The sequence below is a fragment of the Brachybacterium hainanense genome, assembly GCF_042434575.1.
Lineage (GTDB): Bacteria > Actinomycetota > Actinomycetes > Actinomycetales > Dermabacteraceae > Brachybacterium > Brachybacterium hainanense.
Map to the genome: position 1 here is coordinate 1 of NZ_JBHLSV010000040.1, position 19290 is coordinate 19290.

The following is a 19290-nucleotide window of genomic DNA, read 5'->3' on the forward strand; positions in this document are numbered from 1 at the left end:
CGATCAGGTGCGTGCTGGATTGGCTGATCGCCACCGCACCGTCCTGCGGGAGCGCTCGTGCCTCGCTCTCCCTCCGGCCGGAGCGGAGCCGATCAGCCCTCGAGCGTGATCTCGTCGGCGTAGACGGCCGTCATGGTGCCGGTGATCGTGTCGACGGTGCCGGCCTCCTCGCGAGCGACCCTCTCCACCGCGGAGGCGACCGCCTTGGTGACGCCCTCGTGGAAGACGCTCGGGACGATGTACGTCGGGTTCAGCTCCTCCATGCCGACGACATCGGCGAGGGCCTCGGCAGCGGCCAGCAGCATGCGGTCGCTGATGTTCGTGGCGTGGGCGTCCAGCAGGCCGCGGAACACTCCGGGGAACGCGAGCACGTTGTTGATCTGGTTGGCGAAGTCGCTGCGTCCGGTCGCGACGACCTCCGCGTGCTTCGAGGCCTCCACGGGATCGATCTCCGGCGTCGGGTTCGCCATCGCGAAGACGATCGCGCGCTCCGCCATCGTGGACACGTCCTGGGCGGTGAGGATGTTCCCGGCGCTCACGCCGATGAAGACATCGGCCCCGACGACCGCGTCCTGCAGCGTGCCGGTGAGGCCGCGGCGGTTGGTGACCTCTGCGATCCAGGGCAGGCGGCCCTCGAGCTGCTCGCGGTCCTCGTGGACGATGCCGTCGATGTCGGTGACGATCACGTCGCGGGCGCCGGCGGCGCGCAGCAGGCGGAGGATCGCGGTGCCCGCGGCCCCCGCGCCGGAGAGGACGATGCGCGCCGTCGCGATGTCCTTCTCCACCACGCGCAGCGCGTTGCGCAGGGCCGCGACCACGACGATCGCGGTGCCGTGCTGGTCGTCGTGGAAGACCGGGATGTCGAGCTCCGCGCGCAGGCGGTCCTCGATCTCGAAGCAGCGAGGTGCCGAGATGTCCTCGAGGTTGATCCCGGCGAAGACCGGGGCGATCGCCTTGACGTGGGAGACGATGTCCTCCACCGAATGCGCGTCCAGGCAGATCGGGAAGGCGTCGATGTTCGCGAAGCGCTTGAACAGGGCGGCCTTGCCCTCCATGACCGGCATGGCCGCGAGGGGCCCCAGGTCGCCGAGGCCCAGGATCGCGGAGCCGTCGGAGACGACCGCGACCGCGTTGCGCTTGATGGTCAGGCGCCGCGCATCCTCCGGGTGCTCCGCGATCGCCTTCACGACGCGGGCCACCCCGGGCGTGTACACCATGGAGAGGTCGTCTCGGTGGCGGATCGGAACCTTCGACTCGACCGTGAGCTTCCCTCCGAGATGGGCGAGGAAGGTACGGTCGGAGACCTTGCCGAGCTCGACGCCGTCGAGCTCGCGCAGCGCGTCGACGACCTCGCGGGCATGGTCATGGCCGGCGGTGAGCACGGTGATGTCCGCGCGCATGCGCTCGGGGCCGGATGCGGACACGTCCAGCGCGGTGACCGAGGCCCCGTGCTCCTCGATCCTGCCGGTGATATCGCTGACGGCCGCGGACCGGGCCGCGAACTCGAGTCGGATCGTGATGGAGTAGCTCACAGATGGCGTCGATGACATGCCCCGATCCTAACGACCCCCGGCGCCCGATTTCACCGTTTCGCCCCGGACCGCGCGCCGGGATCAGAGCTTCGCGATCGCCTTGCGGATCCGGGTGTCGGAGACGGTCCGCTTCGTGCCGAGCGTCTGGGCGAACAGGCTCACCCGCAGCTCCTCCAGCATCCAGGGGATCTCCCGTGCGTCGGGCTCGAGGAGACGGGCCGCGCCGAGCTTCTGCCGCGTCCGCTCCCACAGCTGCGTCAGGTCCGTGACCTGCCAGGCCAGCTGCTCGTCCCGGCGCGGGTTCTCCTGCATCTTCTCCAGCCGCTGCTGATCGGCCTTCAGGTACCGCTCGAGGTCGCCGATGCGCTCCGTGCCCGTGCGCGCGATGAATCCGTCCCCGAGCAGGGACTCGGCGTGAGCGCGCAGCTGCGTCAGCCGGTCCAGCAGGGCGAGGGAGGAGACGCGGGAGATGGAGCGCTGCAGCTGCGCGTTCGCGGCGAGCGCCGCGGCGGCGGCGCGGACCGTGGCGGCGGCGAGGTCGCGATGCTCCTCGCGGATCCGGACGAGCGCGGCGTCGAACTGCGCGCGGGTGCGCACGGGCTCCTCCCCGAGGAGGGCGTCGATCGCCGCGCGGGAGGCATCGGCCAGGAGCGCGGGGGTCGAGGCGTAGGGCGAGGACGCGACGGCGAGCTTGGTCGGGTTCGGCAGCGCCTTCAGCACCTCGCCGAGGTCCGGGTGCAGCTCGCGGTCGATGAGGGCGATCACGCCGTCGCGATGGCGCAGCGCCTGCTCCTCGGCCGTGGGCAGCACCTGCAGGTCCACCCGCTCGATCCGGCCGTCCTTCCTGGGACGGGCGACGAGGGCCGGATACCCGGTGACCGGCAGCCCGCCCACGGTGCTCCGGTGGACGGCGGGGACGCCGTCCACCGGGAAGCTCTCGAGATCGGAGCGGGCGAGGTCGTCGCCGGCACGGGAGGCGGAGGCCGCGACCCGCTTCGACAGGCGCTGCGCAAGAGCTGCGAGGTCGTCGCCCGCACCGATCTCCTTCCCGGAGCCATCCACGACCCGGAAGTGCATGCGCAGGTGCGGCGGGAGCTTCGCGAGGTCGAACTCGCTGCCGTACAGAGGGAGATCCGCCGGGACGCCGTCGAGGGCGACGAGCTCGTCGGCGACCGCCTCGACGAAGGGCTCCCCCGCATCCGGGTCGTCGTCGTGGAGGATCGCAGCCACGGCCTTGGCGCGCTCCGGGGCAGGGACGAGGTGACGGCGGATGGGCTTGGGCAGGGAGCGGATCAGCTCGGTGACCAGCTCCTCGCGCATGCCCGGGACCAGCCAGTCGAAGCCGCGCGCGGTGACGCGGTTGAGCACCGCGAGCGGGATGGTCGCGGTGACGCCGTCCCGCCCCTTCGCCCCGACCTCGCCGAAGGAGTAGCGCAGCGGCAGGGTCAGGTCGCCCTGCACCCAGGTGTCGGGGAAGTCGCGGGCGAGACCGGTGAGATCCGCCTCCGGATCCAGCAGGTCCTGCTCGGTGAGGGTGAGCAGGTCCGGGGTCTCGTGGCGCTGCGTCTTCCACCAGGAGTCGAAGTGCCGCCCGGAGACGACCTTCTGCGGGATCCGGGCGTCGTAGAAGCGGAACAGCTGCTCGTCGCTGATGAGCAGGTCGCGGCGACGGGTCTTCGCCTCGAGCTCCTCCAGCTGCGCGATGAGCGCGCGGTTGTCGCGGAAGAAGTGGTGGCGGGTCGTCCAGTCCCCCTCCACGAGCGCGTTCTGGATGAAGATGTCGCGCGAGAGCTCCGGGTCGACCGTCCCGTAGGCGGTCACGCGGTCGGCGACGATCTGCACGCCGTAGAGGGTGACCTTCTCATGCGCCATGGCGCTCGCGCGCTTGGTCGACCAGTGCGGGGCGGAGTAGGAGCGGCGCACCACGTGCGCGCCGATCTCCTCGACCCAGGCGGGGTCGATCCTCGCCGCGGTGCGGCCCCACAGGCGGGAGGTCTCCACGAGCTCGGCGACCATGACGAGGTCGGGGCGCTTCTTGGCGAGCGCCGATCCGGGCCAGAGGGCGAAGCGGGCACCGCGGGCGCCGGCGTACTCGCGCGAGCGCTCCTCGTACAGGCCGACGTGGCTGAGCAGGCCCGCGAGCAGGGACTGGTGGATCGCGAGCGGGGAGGCGTCGTTCGAGCTCGTGTGCAGCTCGGCGTCCTTGGCCATCTCGCGCAGCTGCTGGTGGAGGTCCCACCATTCGCGGATGCGCAGGTAGTGGAGGTGGTCGGCGCGCACCTCGCGGCGGAAGGCGGAGCCGGACAGGTCCCGGCGGCGCTCCTCGAGGTGGTTCCACAGGTTCAGGTAGGACAGGAAGTCGCTGGTCTCGTCCTCGAAGCGCTTGTGCTTCTGGCGGGCCTGCTGCTCCTGGCCCAGCGGCCGCTCGCGCGGGTCCTGGATGGAGAGGCCCGCGACGATGATGAGCACCTCGCGCAGCGCTCCGAGGCGATCGGCCTCGATGAGCATACGGGCCATGCGGGGGTCCAGGGGGAAGCGGGCGAGCTGGCGGCCGATGTCGGTGAGCCGACGGCCTCCCGGAGCCGTCGGATCGGTCTCGATCGCCCGCAGCTCCTCGAGCAGACGGACGCCGTCGGCGATGGCGCGGCTCGCGGGCGGCTCGACGAAGGGGAAGGACTCGACGTCGCCGAGGCCGAGGCTCGTCATCAGCAGGACGACGGAGGCCAGGGAGGTGCGCAGGATCTCCGGCTCCGTGAAGGCGGGGCGGGCCTCGAAGTCCTCCTCGGAGTAGAGGCGGATCGCCACGCCCGGGGAGGTGCGGCCCGAGCGGCCCGAGCGCTGGTTCGCGCTCGCCTGCGAGATCGGCTCGATGGGAAGGCGCTGGACCTTGGTGCGCTGGGAGTAGCGGGAGATGCGGGCGAGGCCGGAGTCGACGACGTAGGTGATGCCGGGGACCGTCAGCGAGGTCTCCGCGACGTTGGTCGCGAGCACGATGCGGCGGGAGGTGCCCTGCGCCCGCGGAGAGAAGATCTTCTGCTGGTCGGCGGCGGAGAGCCGTCCGAACAGGGGCAGCACCTCGACGGGGAGGCGACCGCGCCCCGTGCGCCCGGAGCGGGTCAGGTGCGCCTGCAGCGCCTCCTGGATCTCGCGGATCTCGCGCTCCCCGGGGAGGAAGACGAGGATGTCCCCGGGGCCCTCGTCGATCAGCTCGTCGACCGCGTCGGTGATCGCCTGGCCCAGGTCCCGCTCGATGGAGTGGATGTCCTCGAGCTCGTCCTCGTCCTCGAGCTCGGCGTCCAGCACGAGCGGTCGGTAGCGGATCTCGACCGGATAGGTACGGCCGGAGACCTCGATGATCGGGGCGGGGCGCAGCTCCCCGGAGGGGAGACGGCTGCCGAAGTGCTCGGCGAAGCGTTCGGGGTCGATGGTCGCCGAGGTGATGACGACCTTGAGATCGGGCCGCTCGGGGAGGATCTGGCGCAGGTATCCGAGGATCACGTCGATCGTGAGTGACCGCTCGTGCGCCTCGTCGATGATGATCGCGTCGTAGCGGCGCAGCAGGCGGTCGTGCGCGATCTCCGCCATGAGGATGCCGTCGGTCATGAGCTTGAGGCGCGCGCCCCGGGAGACCTCGCGGGTGAAGCGGACCTGGTACCCGACGGTCCCCTCCCCCAGCTTCTCGCCGAGCTCGGAGGCGATGCGCTGCGCGACGGAGCGGGCCGCGATGCGCCGCGGCTGCGTGTGGCCGATGAGTCTGCCGCGGCCGCCGTACCCCATCTCCAGGAGCATCTTGGGGATCTGGGTGGTCTTGCCGGAGCCGGTCGCGCCCGCGATCACGACGACCTGGTTCTCCCGGATCGCCTGCTGGATGTCCTCGCGGCGCTGGGAGACGGGCAGATCAGCGGGATAGGTGATCGCCAGGGCCCCGGCATCCGGGCGGGCGGGGGCGGCGGGACGATCGCTCATGGTTCCCCATGCTAGAGCGCAGCATCCGGCGGACGCTCGTGCTTATCGGCCCATCGGCGTCCTCGTCACATCGGGCCCGGTTCAGCGGCCGCACCCGCAGCGCTCGGGGTCGCGGACCGGGACGTGCGCCGCGACCGTTCCGCGCGGAGCTGACCGGGACGCTCCCGTGCGCGCAGGTGCGTGCACCTGCCCCCGGGATCGCCAGTAGGCTGGTCCTGTCGACGACGACGCCGTCCCTGGAGGAAGAACCTGCCCATGCCGCGATCCGACGCCGCACCCGCGCCCACCGGGCGCACCATGCTCGCCCTGCGCAAGACCGGCCCGCACCAGGGCCTCGAGCTCTCCCGCGTCCCCGAACCGGGCTGCGGCCCCTGGGACGTGAAGATCCGCGTGCTGCGCGCCGGGATCTGCGGCACCGACCTGCACATCCTCGCCTGGGACGACTCCGCGAGGGCCATGTGCGACACGGTGCCCTTCACCCCGGGGCACGAGTTCTACGGAGAGGTCGTCGAGGTCGGCTCGGAGGTCGCCGACGTCCTGGTCGGGGACCGGGTCTCGGGTGAGGGGCATGTGGTCTGCGGGACGTGCCGCAACTGCCGCGCGGGGCGCAAGCAGATGTGCATCCGGGTGCGGTCGGTCGGGGTGCAGCGCGACGGCGCCTTCGCGCAGTTCGTGACCATCCCGCATCTGAACGTCTGGGTCCACGAGCACGGCAGCCGCGAGGACGTGATCGGCCCGGAGCTGGGCGCCCTGTTCGATCCGCTCGGCAACGCGGTGCATACGACGCTCAAGTTCCCGCTGGTCGGAGAGGACGTGCTGATCACAGGGGCGGGCCCGATCGGGCAGATGTCCGCAGCCGTGGCCCGTCACGCCGGTGCCCGCTACATCACGATCACGGACGTGGCCGAGCATCGTCTGGAGATGGCGCGCCGCGCCGGCGCGGATGTCACGGTGGACGTCTCCCGCACCCGGATCCGCGATGCCCAGCAGCAGCTGGGCATGCGAGAGGGCTTCGACGTGGGGCTGGAGATCTCCGGGCAGGCCGCGGCGCTGCAGGAGATGATCGAGAACATGAACCACGGCGGGAAGATCGCCCTGCTGGGCCTGCCCTCCCGACAGTTCGGGATCGACTGGACGGCGGTGGTCACGCGGATGCTGACCCTGCAGGGCATCTACGGGCGGGAGATGTTCGAGACCTGGAACGTCATGTCCGCGATGCTCACGACCTCCGCACCGCTGCGCGAGACCATCCTCGCAACGGTCACGCACGTGCTTCCCGCCCGTGACTGGGCCCAGGGATACGAGATCGCCCGCACCGGGGAGGCCGGCAAGGTCGTCCTGGACTGGTCGACCGTCTCCTGACCGCGCGGCCCGATCCCGCGGCCCCTTCTCCCCGTCCGTTCCGTCCCCCATCTCCAGGCAAGGAGCCCCCATGGTCTACACCGCCCTGCAGCAGGAGCTGCGCACCGAGCTCGACGCGATCCGCGAGGCCGGCACCTACAAGCAGGAGCGCGCCCTCGCCTCCCCGCAGTCCGCGCACGTGCGCACCGCCTCCGGCACGGATGGCGCAGCGGAGGTCCTGAACTTCTGCGCGAACAACTATCTGGGCCTCGCCGACCACCCCGACATCCTCGCCGCGGCCCGGAAGGCCCTGGACGAGCGCGGCTTCGGGATGGCGTCGGTCCGGTTCATCTGCGGCACCCAGGACCTGCACCAGCAGCTCGAGGGGGCCGTGAGCCGCTTCCTCGGCACCGACGACACGATCCTGTTCTCCTCGTGCTTCGACGCCAACGGCGGCGTGTTCGAGTCCCTGTTCGGGAAGGAGGACGCGATCATCTCCGACGAGCTGAACCACGCCTCCCTCATCGACGGGATCCGCCTGTCCAAGGCGGCCCGCTTCCGGTACCGCAATGCCGACCTCGCGGACCTGCGCACCCAGCTCGAGGCGGTCGCACAGCTGCGCGACGGAGCGGGCGCGCGGCGCACGATCATCGTCACCGACGGCGTGTTCTCGATGGACGGCTACCTCGCCCCGCTGCCGGGGATCTGCGACCTGGCCGAGGAGTTCGGCGCCCTGGTCCTGGTCGACGACTCGCATGCGGTCGGCTTCATGGGAGCCACCGGCGCCGGCACCCCCGAGCACTTCGGGGTCTCCGATCGTGTGGACCTGTACACCGGCACCTTCGGCAAGGCGCTCGGCGGGGCGAGCGGCGGCTACGTCTCCGGACGCGCCGAGATCATCGAGCTGCTGCGTCAGAGGGCGCGGCCCTACCTGTTCTCCAACTCGCTCGCCCCCTCGATCGTCGCGGCCACACTGAAGGCGCTCGACCTGGTCGCGACCAGCGCGGAGCTGCGCACGACGCTGTTCGAGAACGCGGAGCTGTTCCGCTCCCGCATGGAGGGGGAGGGCTTCTCGCTGCTGCCCGGCGAGCACGCGATCGTCCCCGTCATGTTCGGAGACGCCCGCCTGGCGGGTCAGGTCGCCGATGCGATGCTCGAGCGGGGCGTGTACGTGACCGCGTTCTCGTACCCCGTCGTGCCGCAGGGGAAGGCCCGGATCCGGGTGCAGCTCTCCGCGGCGCATTCCGCGGACGACGTCGAGACCGCCGTGCAGGCCTTCGTCGCCTCCCGCGAGGCGGTCACCGCGGGCTGAGCGCCTGGTCCGCGGACCAGGCGCTCAGCAGGCGGCGCGCACAGGCCTCCAGGGGCGCCTGCGCGCCGTCTCCCCCGCTCACGGCATGCGCGATGATCAGGCCGGCGAAGCGCACCGCCCAGGCCCGCGACCGCGTCTCGAGCGCCTCCGGATCACCGTGCGGCTCCCGGGCGTCGCGGTAGGCACGCCATGCCGCTCCGCCGGGGTCGAGCACGAACAGCTGCCCGGCATCGCTCGCCGGGTCGCCGGCCGTCGTGTCGCCCCAGTCGATCAGGCCCAGCTCGCCCTCCGGCGTCTCGACCAGGTTCGCGGGATGCGGGTCGCCGTGGAGCAGCAGGTCCGGGCCGTCCCACGGCGGGGCGGCGAGGCCGCGGCGCATCTCCCGCTCGATCACGCAGAGGTGCTCCGGCGCGGGACGCAGCGCCGGATCCGACCCGCGCAGGGTCGCGAGATCCGCCGCGGCGCGGTCGCGGATCGCGGCGAGCGGCACCCCGCGGAAGGTGCTGCGCCGGTGCTCCGCGGGGGCGGGCCGATGCAGCGCGGCGAGCGCACGCCCCAGCCGGGCGGCCAGACGGGCGGTGCGCGCGGCATCGGCGCGCAGCACCGCGTCGGCCACGACCTCCCCGTCGATCCAGGTGACCACGGCGGCCGGTCCGCCGCGCTCGTCCTCGCCGATCGTCGCGAGCACGCGCGGGACGAGGAAGGCGGGGGCCCGTTCCCGGTCGAGCAGGGCGGCGATCCGCGGCAGGACGGCGATCTCGTGGCGGAGGATCTCCCGTCCCAGCGCGCGGTGCGGCTGACGCAGGACCACGCGCGTCCCGTCCGCGAGCTGGCCCAGGAGGTGCATCTCGTTGTCCCATCCGCGACCCAGGAGGTGCGGAGCAGCCGCGGGGCGCATCCCCGGGATGCCCGGGAGCGCCGGGGGGACGGGGAACGCAGGGTCCTGCGCCGTGTCGGGGTCGCTCACCGGACCACCATAGCGCCGGGCGGGATCGCGAGGCCGCGGCGCTCCGGCTCCCGGGAGGCTCCGGTGCGCATGCCCGGCCGAGCCGTCGACGCCGCACCTGCCTCCGCGGGAGCCTCGGATCAGGCGATGGGGGGATCCTCCTGGCACGGCGGGAGCTCGCTGACGACGAAGGTGCCCGTGACCTGCTCGACGTCCTGCTCGCCGACCTTGCGGACCTCGAAGGTGACGTTCGCCGTGCCCTGCGCGATGTTGTTGCTCTGGTTCGAGAGGAAGTCTGCGAAGGAGTCCTCGCCGACGCCGATCTCCGTCCACTCCGTCGGAAGCGTCTCCGTGAAGGTGATGGTCGACCCGGAGTTCGGCGTCACGGTCAGGGCGATCACCCGGTACTCGACCGCGTAGTTGCGGTTGTTCGCGATGTCGAAGGTGATGTAGTACTGCTTGTGGCCCTCGGTCCACTTGCAGGAGTCGCCGCCCAGGGAGACGTCGATGGGGGGCTGGTTCGAGGAGGCGATGGCGGGGGCCGCGATCGCGATCGATGCCACCGGCGCCGCCCAGGCGATGCCCTTCATGAGCGCACGGCGGGAGGCCCGCGGGGCGTCTGCGGGCAGGGTGAGATCTCGGGGATGGGGCATGGTGTTCTCTCTCCGTCGTCGAACCGGCGCGAGGGCCGGACCAGGGCCCGTCGCACCGGATCATGGGGCCAACGGCGGAGGTGGTCAGCCTTCGCCTGCCGATGATGACTGGATCGTAGAACGCACGTCACCCACACTTTCAACACCTGTCCAATAACCCCCGCGGCTCCCTCCCGATCATCCCCGCATCATCCCCGCACGGGCCCACCGGCGCCCACCCGCCGGGAACGCGACGAGCCCGCATGGTCGATGCCATGCGGGCCCGAGGGATGCGGCGCGCTGTGTCGGATCACGCGCCGGCGCCGCCCCGAGGGAGGGCAGCCGTCGCGATCAGCTCTGGGTCGGGTACTCCCCCTCCGCCTCGATGCGCTTGTTCAGCTCGGCGAGGTACTCCGCCTCGTCGAAGTCGATCGGCACCTCGCGCCCCGTCCAGGCGGAGAGGTGGATCGCATTGGCCAGGCGCACGCCGTGGATGCCGTCGCTGCCGGGAGCGATGAGCTCGGCCTGGCCCAGGACGTGCTGGGCGAAGTTCTCGAGCACGCCGGAGTGCTGCGCACCCCAGGCGGACGTGTCCTCGATGACCTCGGTCGTCACGACGTCCTCGAGGCTCGCGCCGTTGCCGCTCATGAGCGCGCGAGCGCTCTCCGGGGTGGACTCGTCGGAGATCTCCTTCTCAGGCCGGGAGTAGCGCTTGACGGTCGCGGTCTTCGAGCCCTCGACGACGATCTTGCCCTGGGTGCCGAGGATCTCCAGGCGGTCGGTGCCGGAGAGGTCGTGGGTGCAGGTGATGAAGGTGCCGGTGCGGCCGTCACCGTAGTCGACGAGCGCGGTGACCTCGTCCTCCACGGCGATGTCCCGACGGAAGCCGAAGCCGGCCTTGGCGAAGACCTTCTTCGGCACGCCGCAGATCCACTGCCACAGGTCCAGCTGATGGGGGGCCTGGTTCACGAGGACGCCGCCACCCTCGCCACCCCAGGTCGCGCGCCAGGCCGACTGCTCGTAATAGCCCTGCGGTCGCCACCAGGTGGTGATGATCCAGGTCGAACGGAGGACCTCGCCGATCTCCCCGGCGTCGACGATCTGCTTGATCTGCTGGTACAGCGGATTGTTGCGCTGGTTGAACATGATCGCGAAGGGGACCTCGGGATGGGCGGCCGCGACCTCGTTCAGGCGCTTCACCTGCGTGGTGTGCACGGCGGCGGGCTTCTCCACGATGGTGGGGATCCCGGCCTCGATCGCGGCGATCGCGACATCGGGATGCTGGTAATGCGGGATGGTGGTGATGACGGCGTCGACGAGACCGGAGCCGATGAGCTCCTGGTGCGTCGCGAAGGTCGGCACGCCCGGATGCTTCTCCGAGATGGCGGCGAGGGCCGCAGGATCGGTGTCGGCGAAGGCGCCGAGGCTCATGTGAGGGACCAGGCCCTGCGAGATGAAGTGCGCGTAGGCCGAGCCCTGGGTGCCCGTGCCGATGATCCCGAGGCGCACGGTCCCCTCGGAGCTCTGCGGGGTGTCGCTCGTCGGAGAGGTCGACGTCGTCGTCATGGTCTGCCTTTCGGTTCGTGTCCTCGCCCGGTCCGCAGCACGGCAGGCCGCGCCGCAGCGGGATCCCTCCGATCGTGGTGGGAGGGGTGGCCGGGCGACAGGGGTTGCCGCCGGTTGCCAGGTCCGGGAGCCATGTGCCGTCCGCGACCTGCAGGGCAACCGACGGCAACCGTCGGACGGGCGCAGCACGCCCCTGACTAGGGTCTTCAGCATGCGACGGGCACAGCGGCCCTCGAGCTCGCCCTCCCTCGCGTCGGACAGTCCACCGATCCCAGCCCCAGGAGGGCCCCATGGCACGTATCGGCATCCAGCTCATGATGCTCAAGGATCAGATCGCCGAGCGCGGCGTCACCGATGTCCTCACCCAGGTGCGCGACACCGGCTTCCGTGTCGTCGAGGTCTCGCAGATCCCGATGACCGAGGAGAACGTCGCCGAGTTCGCCGCCGCCCGGGAGAGCCTCGGCATCGAGTACGCGGCGATCTCCGCGAAGACCTCGGCCCCGGAGGGCAGCACGGAGCTGACCCTGGCGAAGGACTTCGACCTCCACGCGGCACATGCCACGGCGCTCGGCACCCGGTTCCTGCGCATCGGCATGATGCCGATGGACGCGCTCCGCTCGAAGGAGGCGCTGCTCGCCTTCTGCGCCGAGGCGGACGGCTACGCGCAGCGCTTCGCCGAGCAGGGGCTCAGCCTCAGCTACCACAACCACCACGTCGAGTTCGCGAAGCTCGACGGCGTGCAGGTCCTGGACATCATCCGGGAGAACGCGCCGCACCTGCGCTTCGAGATCGACTGCCACTGGGTGGCGCGCGGGGGCATGGATCCCGAGCGCACCCTGAAGGCGTTCGACGGCGTGCTGGACCTGGTGCATCTGAAGGACTTCCGGATCGCCTACCCGGATTTCGCGAAGCTCGACGCGGGGGACGCCGGTGCGTTCTTCCGCGACTACTGGGCACGGGACATCGTGCAGTTCGCCGAGGTCGGCGAGGGCAATCTGGACTGGAGGCCCGTCATCGAGCAGGGCATCGCCTCGGGCGCCGAGCACCTGCTGATCGAGCAGGACCAGACCTACGATCGCGACATCTGGGACTCGCTCGCCATGAGCCGTGCACATCTGGTCGAGCTCGGCTACGAGCCGCTGATCACCGGCTGATCGGCTCCGCTCCGGCCGGAGGGAGAGCGAGGCACGAGCGCTCCCGCAGGACGGTGCGGTGGCGATCAGCCAATCCCGCACGCCCCTGATCGGCTCCGCTCCGGCCGGAGGGAGAGCGAGGCACGAGCGCTCCCGCAGGACGGTGCGGTGGCGACCAGCCAATCCAGCACGCACCTATCGGCTCCGCTCCGGCGAACCGCCGCGGCGCGTGCCGGTCCTCGTACCTGCCGCATGCTTCAGGCTCCGGGACCGGCACGCGCGCGGGAGGCCTGATACCGCGCGAGGTCAGGACTCGGCGGGGATCGCCCTGCGGCCGGCGACGGCGGAGCCGACGAGGCCCGCGAAGCCCGCACCCGCGAGCCATCCCGGCGCGATCCAGGACACGGTCGTCGCGGCGATCACGGCGCCCGCGCCGAGCAGCAGGCTCGCGGCGACCAGTACGCGGGCAAGACCCTCTCGAGCTGTCGAGACGATGCGGACCTGCGTGTTCTTCTTCATGGACCGAGCCTAGGCCGGGGCCGGTGGAGGAGGTGGTCGCGCGGCGTGGATCTCCCGCAGGGAGTGTGTGAAGCCCTTGCGCGGGGGTCAGCGAGGATCCGCGGGCGGCCTGATGAGGTGCTGCTCCATCTGCGCGAGGACCTCGATGCAACGGGTCACTGCCTCGCGGGATGCGGGGGTGGTGATGATGCCGCGCAGCTCATCGGCCCAGGCGGCCTGCAGCTGCCGGAGGTTCTCGTGCGCCCGTTCGGTCGGGGTGACGGCGATGCTCCTGCCCGAGGTGGGCCGACGGTCGACCATCCCCTTGTCCTCGAGGGTGCGCAGCGCGGTGCTGACGTTGCTGCGCTGCAGACGCGAGAGATCCGCGATCTCGCTGGGCGAGCTGCCGGGGTGCAGATCGACGATCCGCATGACATGACGCTCTGTCTCCGTGAGCTCGACGATGTCGCCTCCGGTCGGGGTGCGGGCCCGGACGAGGCGGCCGACGTTGAGGATCAGATCGGCGAGGTCGCCGAGGTCGTTCTCCGAGGACGATGCCATGGCTGGATCCTACCCTGATCGTATGGCATCATAATTATGTGAGCATCACTCAATCATCGTCCCGCACCGCACCGATCCCCGCGCGCCCGAGCGTCCGCGAGCACGGCGCACGACGCGCCCGACTGGGCCTCGTGCTCCTGCTCGGCTCGCTCAGCGCCTTCGGTGCGCTCACCATCGACATGTACGTCCCGGCCATGCCGTCGATGGCGCAGCAGCTGGCCACGGACGCCTCCGCGGTGCAGGCGACGCTGACCGTGTTCGTGATCGGCCTCGCCCTCGGGCAGGTGCTCGCCGGACCGCTCTCCGACGCCTGGGGGCGCCGCGCCCCGCTGCTGATCGGCCTCGGGATCTATGTGATCGGATCCCTGGGCTGCGCCCTCGCGCCCTCCGTGGAATGGCTCATCGCCGCCCGCCTGATCCAGTCCCTCGGCGCGGCCACCGGCACCGTCCTCGCTCGCGCGATCGCCCGGGACCTGCACTCCGGGACGGCCATGACCCGGTTCCTGTCGACCCTCATGCTCGTGAACGGACTCGCCCCGGTCCTCGCGCCCGTCCTCGGCGCCCAGCTGCTGACCTGGGCCAGCTGGCGCGCCGTCTTCGGCGTGCTGGTCGGCATCGGCACCCTGCTCCTCCTGGCCGTCATCGCCTTCCTGCCCGAATCGCTGCCCGCGCACCGTCGGCGTCCCGCGCGGACGGATGCGGTCCTCAGCGGATTCGGCCGCCTCCTGGCTGATGCCGACCTCCGCCGCCATGTCCTCGCCGCCGCGCTCATGTTCTCCGCGGTCTTCGTCTACATCTCCGGCTCCGCCTTCGTGTTGCAGGACCTCCACGGGCTCTCCGCGCTCGAGTTCGGCCTCGTCTTCGGCGCGAACGGCCTGGGGATCGTGATCGCCGGATGGGTGAACGGCCGGATCGTCGGGCGCTGGGCCTCCGAGGCGACGCTCCTGCGCGGGAGCCTGCTGGTCGCCGCGATCGGCGGCCTCGCGGTGACCGCCTGCGCATTCCTCCGGGCCCCGCTCCCCCTGCTGCTCGTCGCCCTGTTCGTGACCGTCTCGATGCTGGGCCCGGTTCTCGCCGATGCGACCTCCCTCGCGCTCGCCGAGCACGGGGACTCCGCCGGAACCGCCTCCTCCCTGCAGGGCATGCTCCAGTTCCTCCTCGCGGCCCTCGCGGCCTGGATCACCTCGCAGCTGGGCACGGGCCCGGGCATCATGGGAGCGGCCATGACGGCCTGCGTCCTGCTGGCGCTGCTGCCGCTGCTGGTCGCGGACCTGCGCAGGCGCCGCAGGTGCGGGCCGGGCTCCGCTGACGCCCGATGCCGACGCGGGTGAGGCCGATCGCTGCCCCGGGGCCCGTCCGGTCCCGGGAGCAGGCACGACGAAGGCCCCCTCCCCCGCGCGTTCGCGCAGGTGAGGGGGCCTTCGTCGGTGAGTGCATGCGTGGAGACGGCGGGAATCGAACCCGCGTCCGATAGTGCGAAGCCAGGGCTTCTCCGGGCGCAGTCCGTGAAAGACGTGTTCTCAGTCCCGACGCTCGCACGGACACGTCGTCGACGGACTCAGTCACTCTGAGGTGTTCACCCGACCTCGATGACGAAGGCCGGAAGCAGTGGCTCCTTGGATGATGGAACGATCCGGGTCAGGAGCACCCCCGGGGTTCCAGACTGCTAACGCTGATCAGGCAGCGAGAGCGAAGTCAGTGCGCTTGGTTTCGGCACTTATTGGTTTCCTAGGATCGTTGACGAGATGACCTAGGATCCTCGGCCCGCTTCCCCTCGCTGGACAACTACCGTCGAAACCGATCGTCCCCTGGCGTGGGTTGCAGCACAGATGTGACGGCCCTGCGGCCGTCCATGCACTCACTCTTGCGTTGTCAATCACCACGGCGCCGGGGCGAGCCCCGGACCGTGCCCCCAGTCTAGCGCGCCCTGCCCGGGAGGCGAAGCGAATATCCGTCAGCTCACCGCGAACGCCTCCCGACGGGCACGATCCCGGGTCAGGAGCGAGGATGAGGGGATGACGCACATCGACGCCCCCGGGTCGCGGATCCGCATCGACGAGGACACCCTGCGCGAGGTGGCCGAGGACCCGGACGCGCTGTCCGCCTGGTGCGACGCCCATCCGGAGGATCCGCGCACCGTGGCGTTCCTGCGGATCGTCGGACGGCTCGACGAGGCGGCAGCCGCCGGTCGCCGAGCCCTCGAGCAGGCGGGCGTGCAGCCCCTGGTGCGGGCGGTGCGCCGCGCCCGCTACGCACACGTCCTCCAGTGGCAGGGCGCGTTCGTCGCGGCGGACGAGCAGTTCGATATCGCGGCGGAGGAGTCGGGGCTCGGTGACCCCACCTCGCCCAGCTCCCTGCTGGTCCTCGCCTCCGTGTTCCAGCATCGGGCGAAGAATCGCTTCGAGCATGCCGCGCATCTGCGGGCCCGGGACCGTCCGCTCGCCGCGCACCGGACGCTGGCCGCCGCCTGTGAGGACGCACGACGGGCGCTCTCCCTGCGCGAGAGCCTCAGCCCCGAGGACGCCGAGCTGATCGCCTCGAGCCGACAGACGCTCGCACGGATCTCCCGGTCCGGCTGATCCCGCCGCCCGAGGGCGGGCTCGTCGGGCGCAGGAGCAGGCTCAGACCAGCTCGCGCCGACGCATGGCGCGCTGCGCCTCGCGCAGATCCTGCTGCTCGCGCAGCGTCTGCCGCTTGTCCCACTCCTTCTTGCCACGGGCCAGCGCCACGACCACCTTCGCGTGCGAGCCCAGGAAGTACATCTCCAGCGGGATGAGCGTGAAGCCCTTCTCCCGCGTCTTCCCCGCGAGCTTGGCGATCTCCGCCTTGTGCAGGAGGAGCTTGCGCTTGCGGCGGGCGGCATGGTTGGTCCACGTGCCCTTGACGTAGGGCGCGATGTGGACCGCGTCCATCCACATCTCGCCGTGCTCGATGTAGCAGTAGCCGTCCACGAGCGAGGCGCCGCGATCGCGCAGGGACTTCACCTCGGTGCCTGTCAGGACGATGCCCGCCTCGTACGTGGCGTCGATGTGGTAGTCGTGCCGCGCCTTCTTGTTCGAGGCGATGAGCTTCTTGACGGGCCCCTCGTCCTTCGCGGACTGCTTCTTCGCTGCGGACTTCTTGGCCGCCATCGTCCCTCCTCACGCAGAAACCGGACACCTCAGCATACGGAACCGCCTGCGCGGACGCGACGTCTTTATGCCCTCGGCGCAGAGCACCGACCCGTGCCCGGGGCACTCACAGATAGTTCATCGGGTTGACGGCCGTGCCGTTCTCATGGACCTCGAAGTGGAGATGGCAGCCGGTCGAGGAGCCGGTCGTGCCGATGTACCCGACGACCTGGCCGCGCGAGACCGACTGCCCGGAGGAGACGGCGTAGCGCTGCAGGTGATGGTAGGAGGTCGTGATGACCTTCCCGTTCCGGGTGCCGTGGGTGAGGATCACCTTGTTGCCGGCGCGGCTGTTGAAGTAGGCCCGGTCCACCCGGCCGTCCGCCGCCGCTCGCACGGGGGTGCCGCAGGCGGAGGGGAAGTCCACCCCCTTGTGCAGCTTGCGGGTGTGGTAGATCGGATGGACCCGCCAGCCGAAGTTCGAGTTCAGACGACCCGCCACAGGCTGCAGGAAGCCCGCACCGGAGACCGCGCCGAGGCTCCCGCCCGAGCCGCCCCCGGAGCTCCCGCGCTCGCTCTCCTCACGGGCGAGCTCGGCGATCTCCGAGTCGAGGGTGTCACCGCGGTCCGCGAGCGCCGAGGCATCGCCCTGGTACTGGGTCTTCTTGGCCTCCAGATCATCACGCTGGCGGATCTGGGCGGCATACAGGTCGTCCAGGTCCTGCTTCGCGCGGGCCGCGTCATCGGCGGCCCGGGTCGCCTCGTCCTCCGCCTCCTGCGCCTTCACCTTGAGATCGGCGACCTCGTCCTCGACCGCGGAGACGCGGTCCGCCGAGTTCTCCGTCAGCGACTGCCGGTCGCGGAGGTCCCCCAGCTCGGAGTCCTGCGCGGACAGGGTGAGCTTGTAGTTCATCGAGCGGTCCACGGCCTGCTGCGGCTCCTGGGAGCCGATGTAGACGCTGGCCGGATTCGGAGTCCCGCCGCCCTTGTACGCGTCCAGGGCGATCTGGGCGAGCTGCTCGTCGGAGGCGTCGACCTCCGCCTTCCCGGTCTCGACCTCGCTCGTAAGACGGTCCAGCTCGTCCTGCGCCGTCTGCAGCCGCTCCCCCGCGAGCCGGTTCTCCTCCTCGGCGGTCGCCTGCGCGGCCTGCGCGTCCTCGAGCGCCTGCTGCGCCTCGGGGATGCGCAGCTCCGTCTCGGCGAGGGCGACGTAGGTGTCGGCGAGGTCCTGGTTGGTGCCCTCGAGGCTCACCCGGACATCCTCGAGCTGCTGGTCGACGCTCGCCTTCTCCGCGACCTTGTCGTCCCTGTCGCCCTCGGCGAAGGAGGGGACGGTCCCCGCGAGCAGCAGCTGGGATACGAGCAGACCGGCGGCGAGGGCCGCGCAGAGCAGGCGTCGGGTGGGCTGGAGGGCGATCATGGCTCAGACCTTGAGGTAGCGGTTCAGGGAGACGACGCAGGAGGCCACCGACAGCGCCGCCCCGAGGGCGACGAGGACGGGACCCGCCCAGAGGAGATCATGGGTGCTCACCGAGACGATCTGGGCCCCGAGGGTCGGAGCGAGCCAGTCCTCCACGAGATAGCGCAGCCCCACCCACAGCAGGCCCGTGGAGATGAGCCCGCCGATGATCGCGGCCACGGCCCCCTCGAGCAGGAACGGCGCGCGGATGAACACGTTGGAGGCGCCCACCAGACGCATGATCGCGATCTCACGCCTCCGGTTGGCGACCGACATGCGGATCGTCGTTGCGACCAGCAGCACGGCGGCGACGAGCATCAGCACCGCCAGACCGAGGGAGAACAGGGTCGACTGGTTGAGCGCGTCGATGAACGGGGCGAAGACGCTGAGGAGGTCGGTGACCTCGTCCACGCCGTCGCGGCCCTGGAAGAACTCGACCACCGCGGCCGAGGAGTCCGCGTCCTTCAACGTGATGTGAAAGGACACGGGCATGTCCTCGGCGGTGAAGTTGGAGACGAAGCCCTCTCCGGCGAACTGCTCCTGGTAGATCGCGAGCGCCTCGTCCTGGCTGCGCTCGGTGTACGAGTCGACGTAGCCGGAGAGCACATCGCCCTCGAGCGCGTCCCGCACCGACTGCGTCTGCGCGTCCGTGGCGGGACCGCCCGCGCACGAGGCCGCCGTCGAATGCGGCGAGCACAGGAAGATCGTCACCTGGGACTGCTCGACGAGCGTCGACTTCATGTCCATGATCTGCTTCTGCATCAGCAGGCCGGTGCCCACGAAGGTGAGGGAGACGGCCGTGACGATCACGACGGACAGCACCATCGCGATGTTGCGCCACAGGCCCGTGAAGATCTCCCCGAAGATATAGCGCGCCCTCATCGCGTCGCCTCCGGGTCATCGGCGATCTCCTGGAAGGCGAGGGCGTCCTCGTCCTCCTCGGAGTCGCGCTCGTCGTAGTGGTCCTCGTCGATGACGTCCTGGACCACGCGCGCATGCTCGGGGCCGCCCTGCGCGGCGTCCTCGATCCAGAGGGACACCGGCGGCGCCGACTCCTCGAGCCCGGTGCTGCCCTCCGCGACGTCGTCGCGGGCGCCGTCCCCCGGCACGCGATCGGAGAAGAGGTCCTCCAGCTCGCGCGCGGCGCGGCTGTCACCCGCTCCGCGGGCCTGCAGGGCCGCATCCACGGTCGCGGCCGTCGCGGCCGCGTCCCGCGGGGCAGGGGCGCGGCGGC

At 71.0% G+C, this 19290-nt stretch carries 16 protein-coding genes and 1 other RNA gene; 5 read left to right on the top strand and 12 right to left on the bottom strand.

Annotated features, from left to right (window positions below):
* Nucleotides 1-92: 92 nt before the first annotated feature.
* Both ACFFF6_RS19245 and hrpA read right to left on the bottom strand, forming a co-directional pair.
* Nucleotides 93-1550: an NAD-dependent malic enzyme gene (locus ACFFF6_RS19245; protein ID WP_376983136.1), complete on the bottom strand. Its 1458-nt coding sequence runs from the start codon at nt 1548-1550 to the stop codon at nt 93-95.
* A gap of 63 nt (nt 1551-1613) precedes the next feature.
* On the bottom strand, nt 1614-5498 hold the full coding sequence (gene hrpA, locus ACFFF6_RS19250) for an ATP-dependent RNA helicase HrpA (protein ID WP_376983138.1): 3885 nt from the start codon (nt 5496-5498) through the stop codon (nt 1614-1616).
* Between the two features lie 297 nt (nt 5499-5795).
* Between hrpA and tdh the strand changes: the two genes are divergently transcribed.
* Together tdh and ACFFF6_RS19260 are read left to right on the top strand one after the other, a co-directional pair.
* Nucleotides 5796-6860, top strand: coding sequence for an L-threonine 3-dehydrogenase (tdh, locus tag ACFFF6_RS19255; RefSeq protein ID WP_376983154.1), 1065 nt, complete (start codon nt 5796-5798; stop codon nt 6858-6860).
* Nucleotides 6861-6930: 70 nt separating this feature from the next.
* Complete coding sequence (locus ACFFF6_RS19260) at nt 6931-8151, top strand: glycine C-acetyltransferase (RefSeq protein ID WP_376983140.1); 1221 nt, start codon at nt 6931-6933, stop codon at nt 8149-8151.
* Here the strand turns inward: ACFFF6_RS19260 and ACFFF6_RS19265 are convergent.
* The 3 genes from ACFFF6_RS19265 to ACFFF6_RS19275 form a co-directional block, all read right to left on the bottom strand.
* Entirely contained in the window at nt 8138-9118 is a 981-nt protein-coding gene (locus ACFFF6_RS19265; protein WP_376983141.1) for a phosphotransferase, read from the bottom strand. The two genes, ACFFF6_RS19260 and ACFFF6_RS19265, sit on opposite strands and share 14 nt — an antisense overlap.
* A 119-nt stretch (nt 9119-9237) precedes the next feature.
* The gene (locus ACFFF6_RS19270) at nt 9238-9750 is read right to left on the bottom strand and encodes a hypothetical protein (RefSeq protein ID WP_376983142.1); all 513 of its coding nucleotides are present in this window, start codon (nt 9748-9750) and stop codon (nt 9238-9240) included.
* A 330-nt stretch (nt 9751-10080) separates the two neighbouring features.
* On the bottom strand, nt 10081-11295 hold the full coding sequence (locus tag ACFFF6_RS19275) for a Gfo/Idh/MocA family protein (RefSeq protein ID WP_376983143.1): 1215 nt from the start codon (nt 11293-11295) through the stop codon (nt 10081-10083).
* Nucleotides 11296-11585: 290 nt separating this feature from the next.
* On the opposite strand from ACFFF6_RS19275, the gene ACFFF6_RS19280 reads away from it, so the two are divergent.
* Nucleotides 11586-12449 (top strand): sugar phosphate isomerase/epimerase family protein, encoded by an 864-nt coding sequence (locus ACFFF6_RS19280; RefSeq protein ID WP_376983144.1) that lies wholly within the window; start codon nt 11586-11588, stop codon nt 12447-12449.
* Between the two features lie 285 nt (nt 12450-12734).
* Here the strand turns inward: ACFFF6_RS19280 and ACFFF6_RS19285 are convergent, their stop codons facing one another.
* Together ACFFF6_RS19285 and ACFFF6_RS19290 are read right to left on the bottom strand one after the other, a co-directional pair.
* Entirely contained in the window at nt 12735-12947 is a 213-nt protein-coding gene (locus ACFFF6_RS19285) for a hypothetical protein (protein WP_376983145.1), read from the bottom strand.
* Between the two features lie 87 nt (nt 12948-13034).
* Nucleotides 13035-13487 carry a MarR family winged helix-turn-helix transcriptional regulator gene (locus ACFFF6_RS19290; protein ID WP_376983146.1) on the bottom strand — a complete coding sequence of 151 codons (453 nt, stop codon included), beginning with the start codon at nt 13485-13487 and terminating at the stop codon, nt 13035-13037.
* Nucleotides 13488-13525: 38 nt separating this feature from the next.
* On the opposite strand from ACFFF6_RS19290, the gene ACFFF6_RS19295 reads away from it, so the two are divergent.
* On the top strand, nt 13526-14818 hold the full coding sequence (locus ACFFF6_RS19295; RefSeq protein WP_376983147.1) for a multidrug effflux MFS transporter: 1293 nt from the start codon (nt 13526-13528) through the stop codon (nt 14816-14818).
* Nucleotides 14819-14924: 106 nt separating this feature from the next.
* Here ACFFF6_RS19295 and ssrA read toward each other — a convergent pair.
* Nucleotides 14925-15296, bottom strand: a transfer-messenger RNA (tmRNA) gene (gene ssrA / locus ACFFF6_RS19300).
* Between the two features lie 206 nt (nt 15297-15502).
* Between ssrA and ACFFF6_RS19305 the strand changes: the two genes are divergently transcribed.
* Nucleotides 15503-16066: a hypothetical protein gene (locus ACFFF6_RS19305; RefSeq protein ID WP_376983149.1), complete on the top strand. Its 564-nt coding sequence runs from the start codon at nt 15503-15505 to the stop codon at nt 16064-16066.
* 42 nt (nt 16067-16108) lie between these two features.
* On the opposite strand, the gene smpB is transcribed toward ACFFF6_RS19305, so the two are convergent.
* The 4 genes from smpB to ACFFF6_RS19325 all read right to left on the bottom strand — a co-directional run.
* Nucleotides 16109-16618 carry an SsrA-binding protein SmpB gene (gene smpB, locus ACFFF6_RS19310; protein WP_376983150.1) on the bottom strand — a complete coding sequence of 170 codons (510 nt, stop codon included), beginning with the start codon at nt 16616-16618 and terminating at the stop codon, nt 16109-16111.
* Nucleotides 16619-16724: 106 nt separating this feature from the next.
* Complete coding sequence (locus tag ACFFF6_RS19315) at nt 16725-18017, bottom strand: M23 family metallopeptidase (RefSeq protein WP_376983151.1); 1293 nt, start codon at nt 18015-18017, stop codon at nt 16725-16727.
* Nucleotides 18018-18020: 3 nt separating this feature from the next.
* Nucleotides 18021-18938, bottom strand: coding sequence for a permease-like cell division protein FtsX (gene ftsX / locus ACFFF6_RS19320; protein WP_376983152.1), 918 nt, complete (start codon nt 18936-18938; stop codon nt 18021-18023).
* A partial coding sequence (locus ACFFF6_RS19325) for a hypothetical protein (protein ID WP_376983153.1) occupies nt 18935-19290 on the bottom strand: 356 nt, incomplete at its 5' end. The genes ftsX and ACFFF6_RS19325, both read right to left, overlap by 4 nt.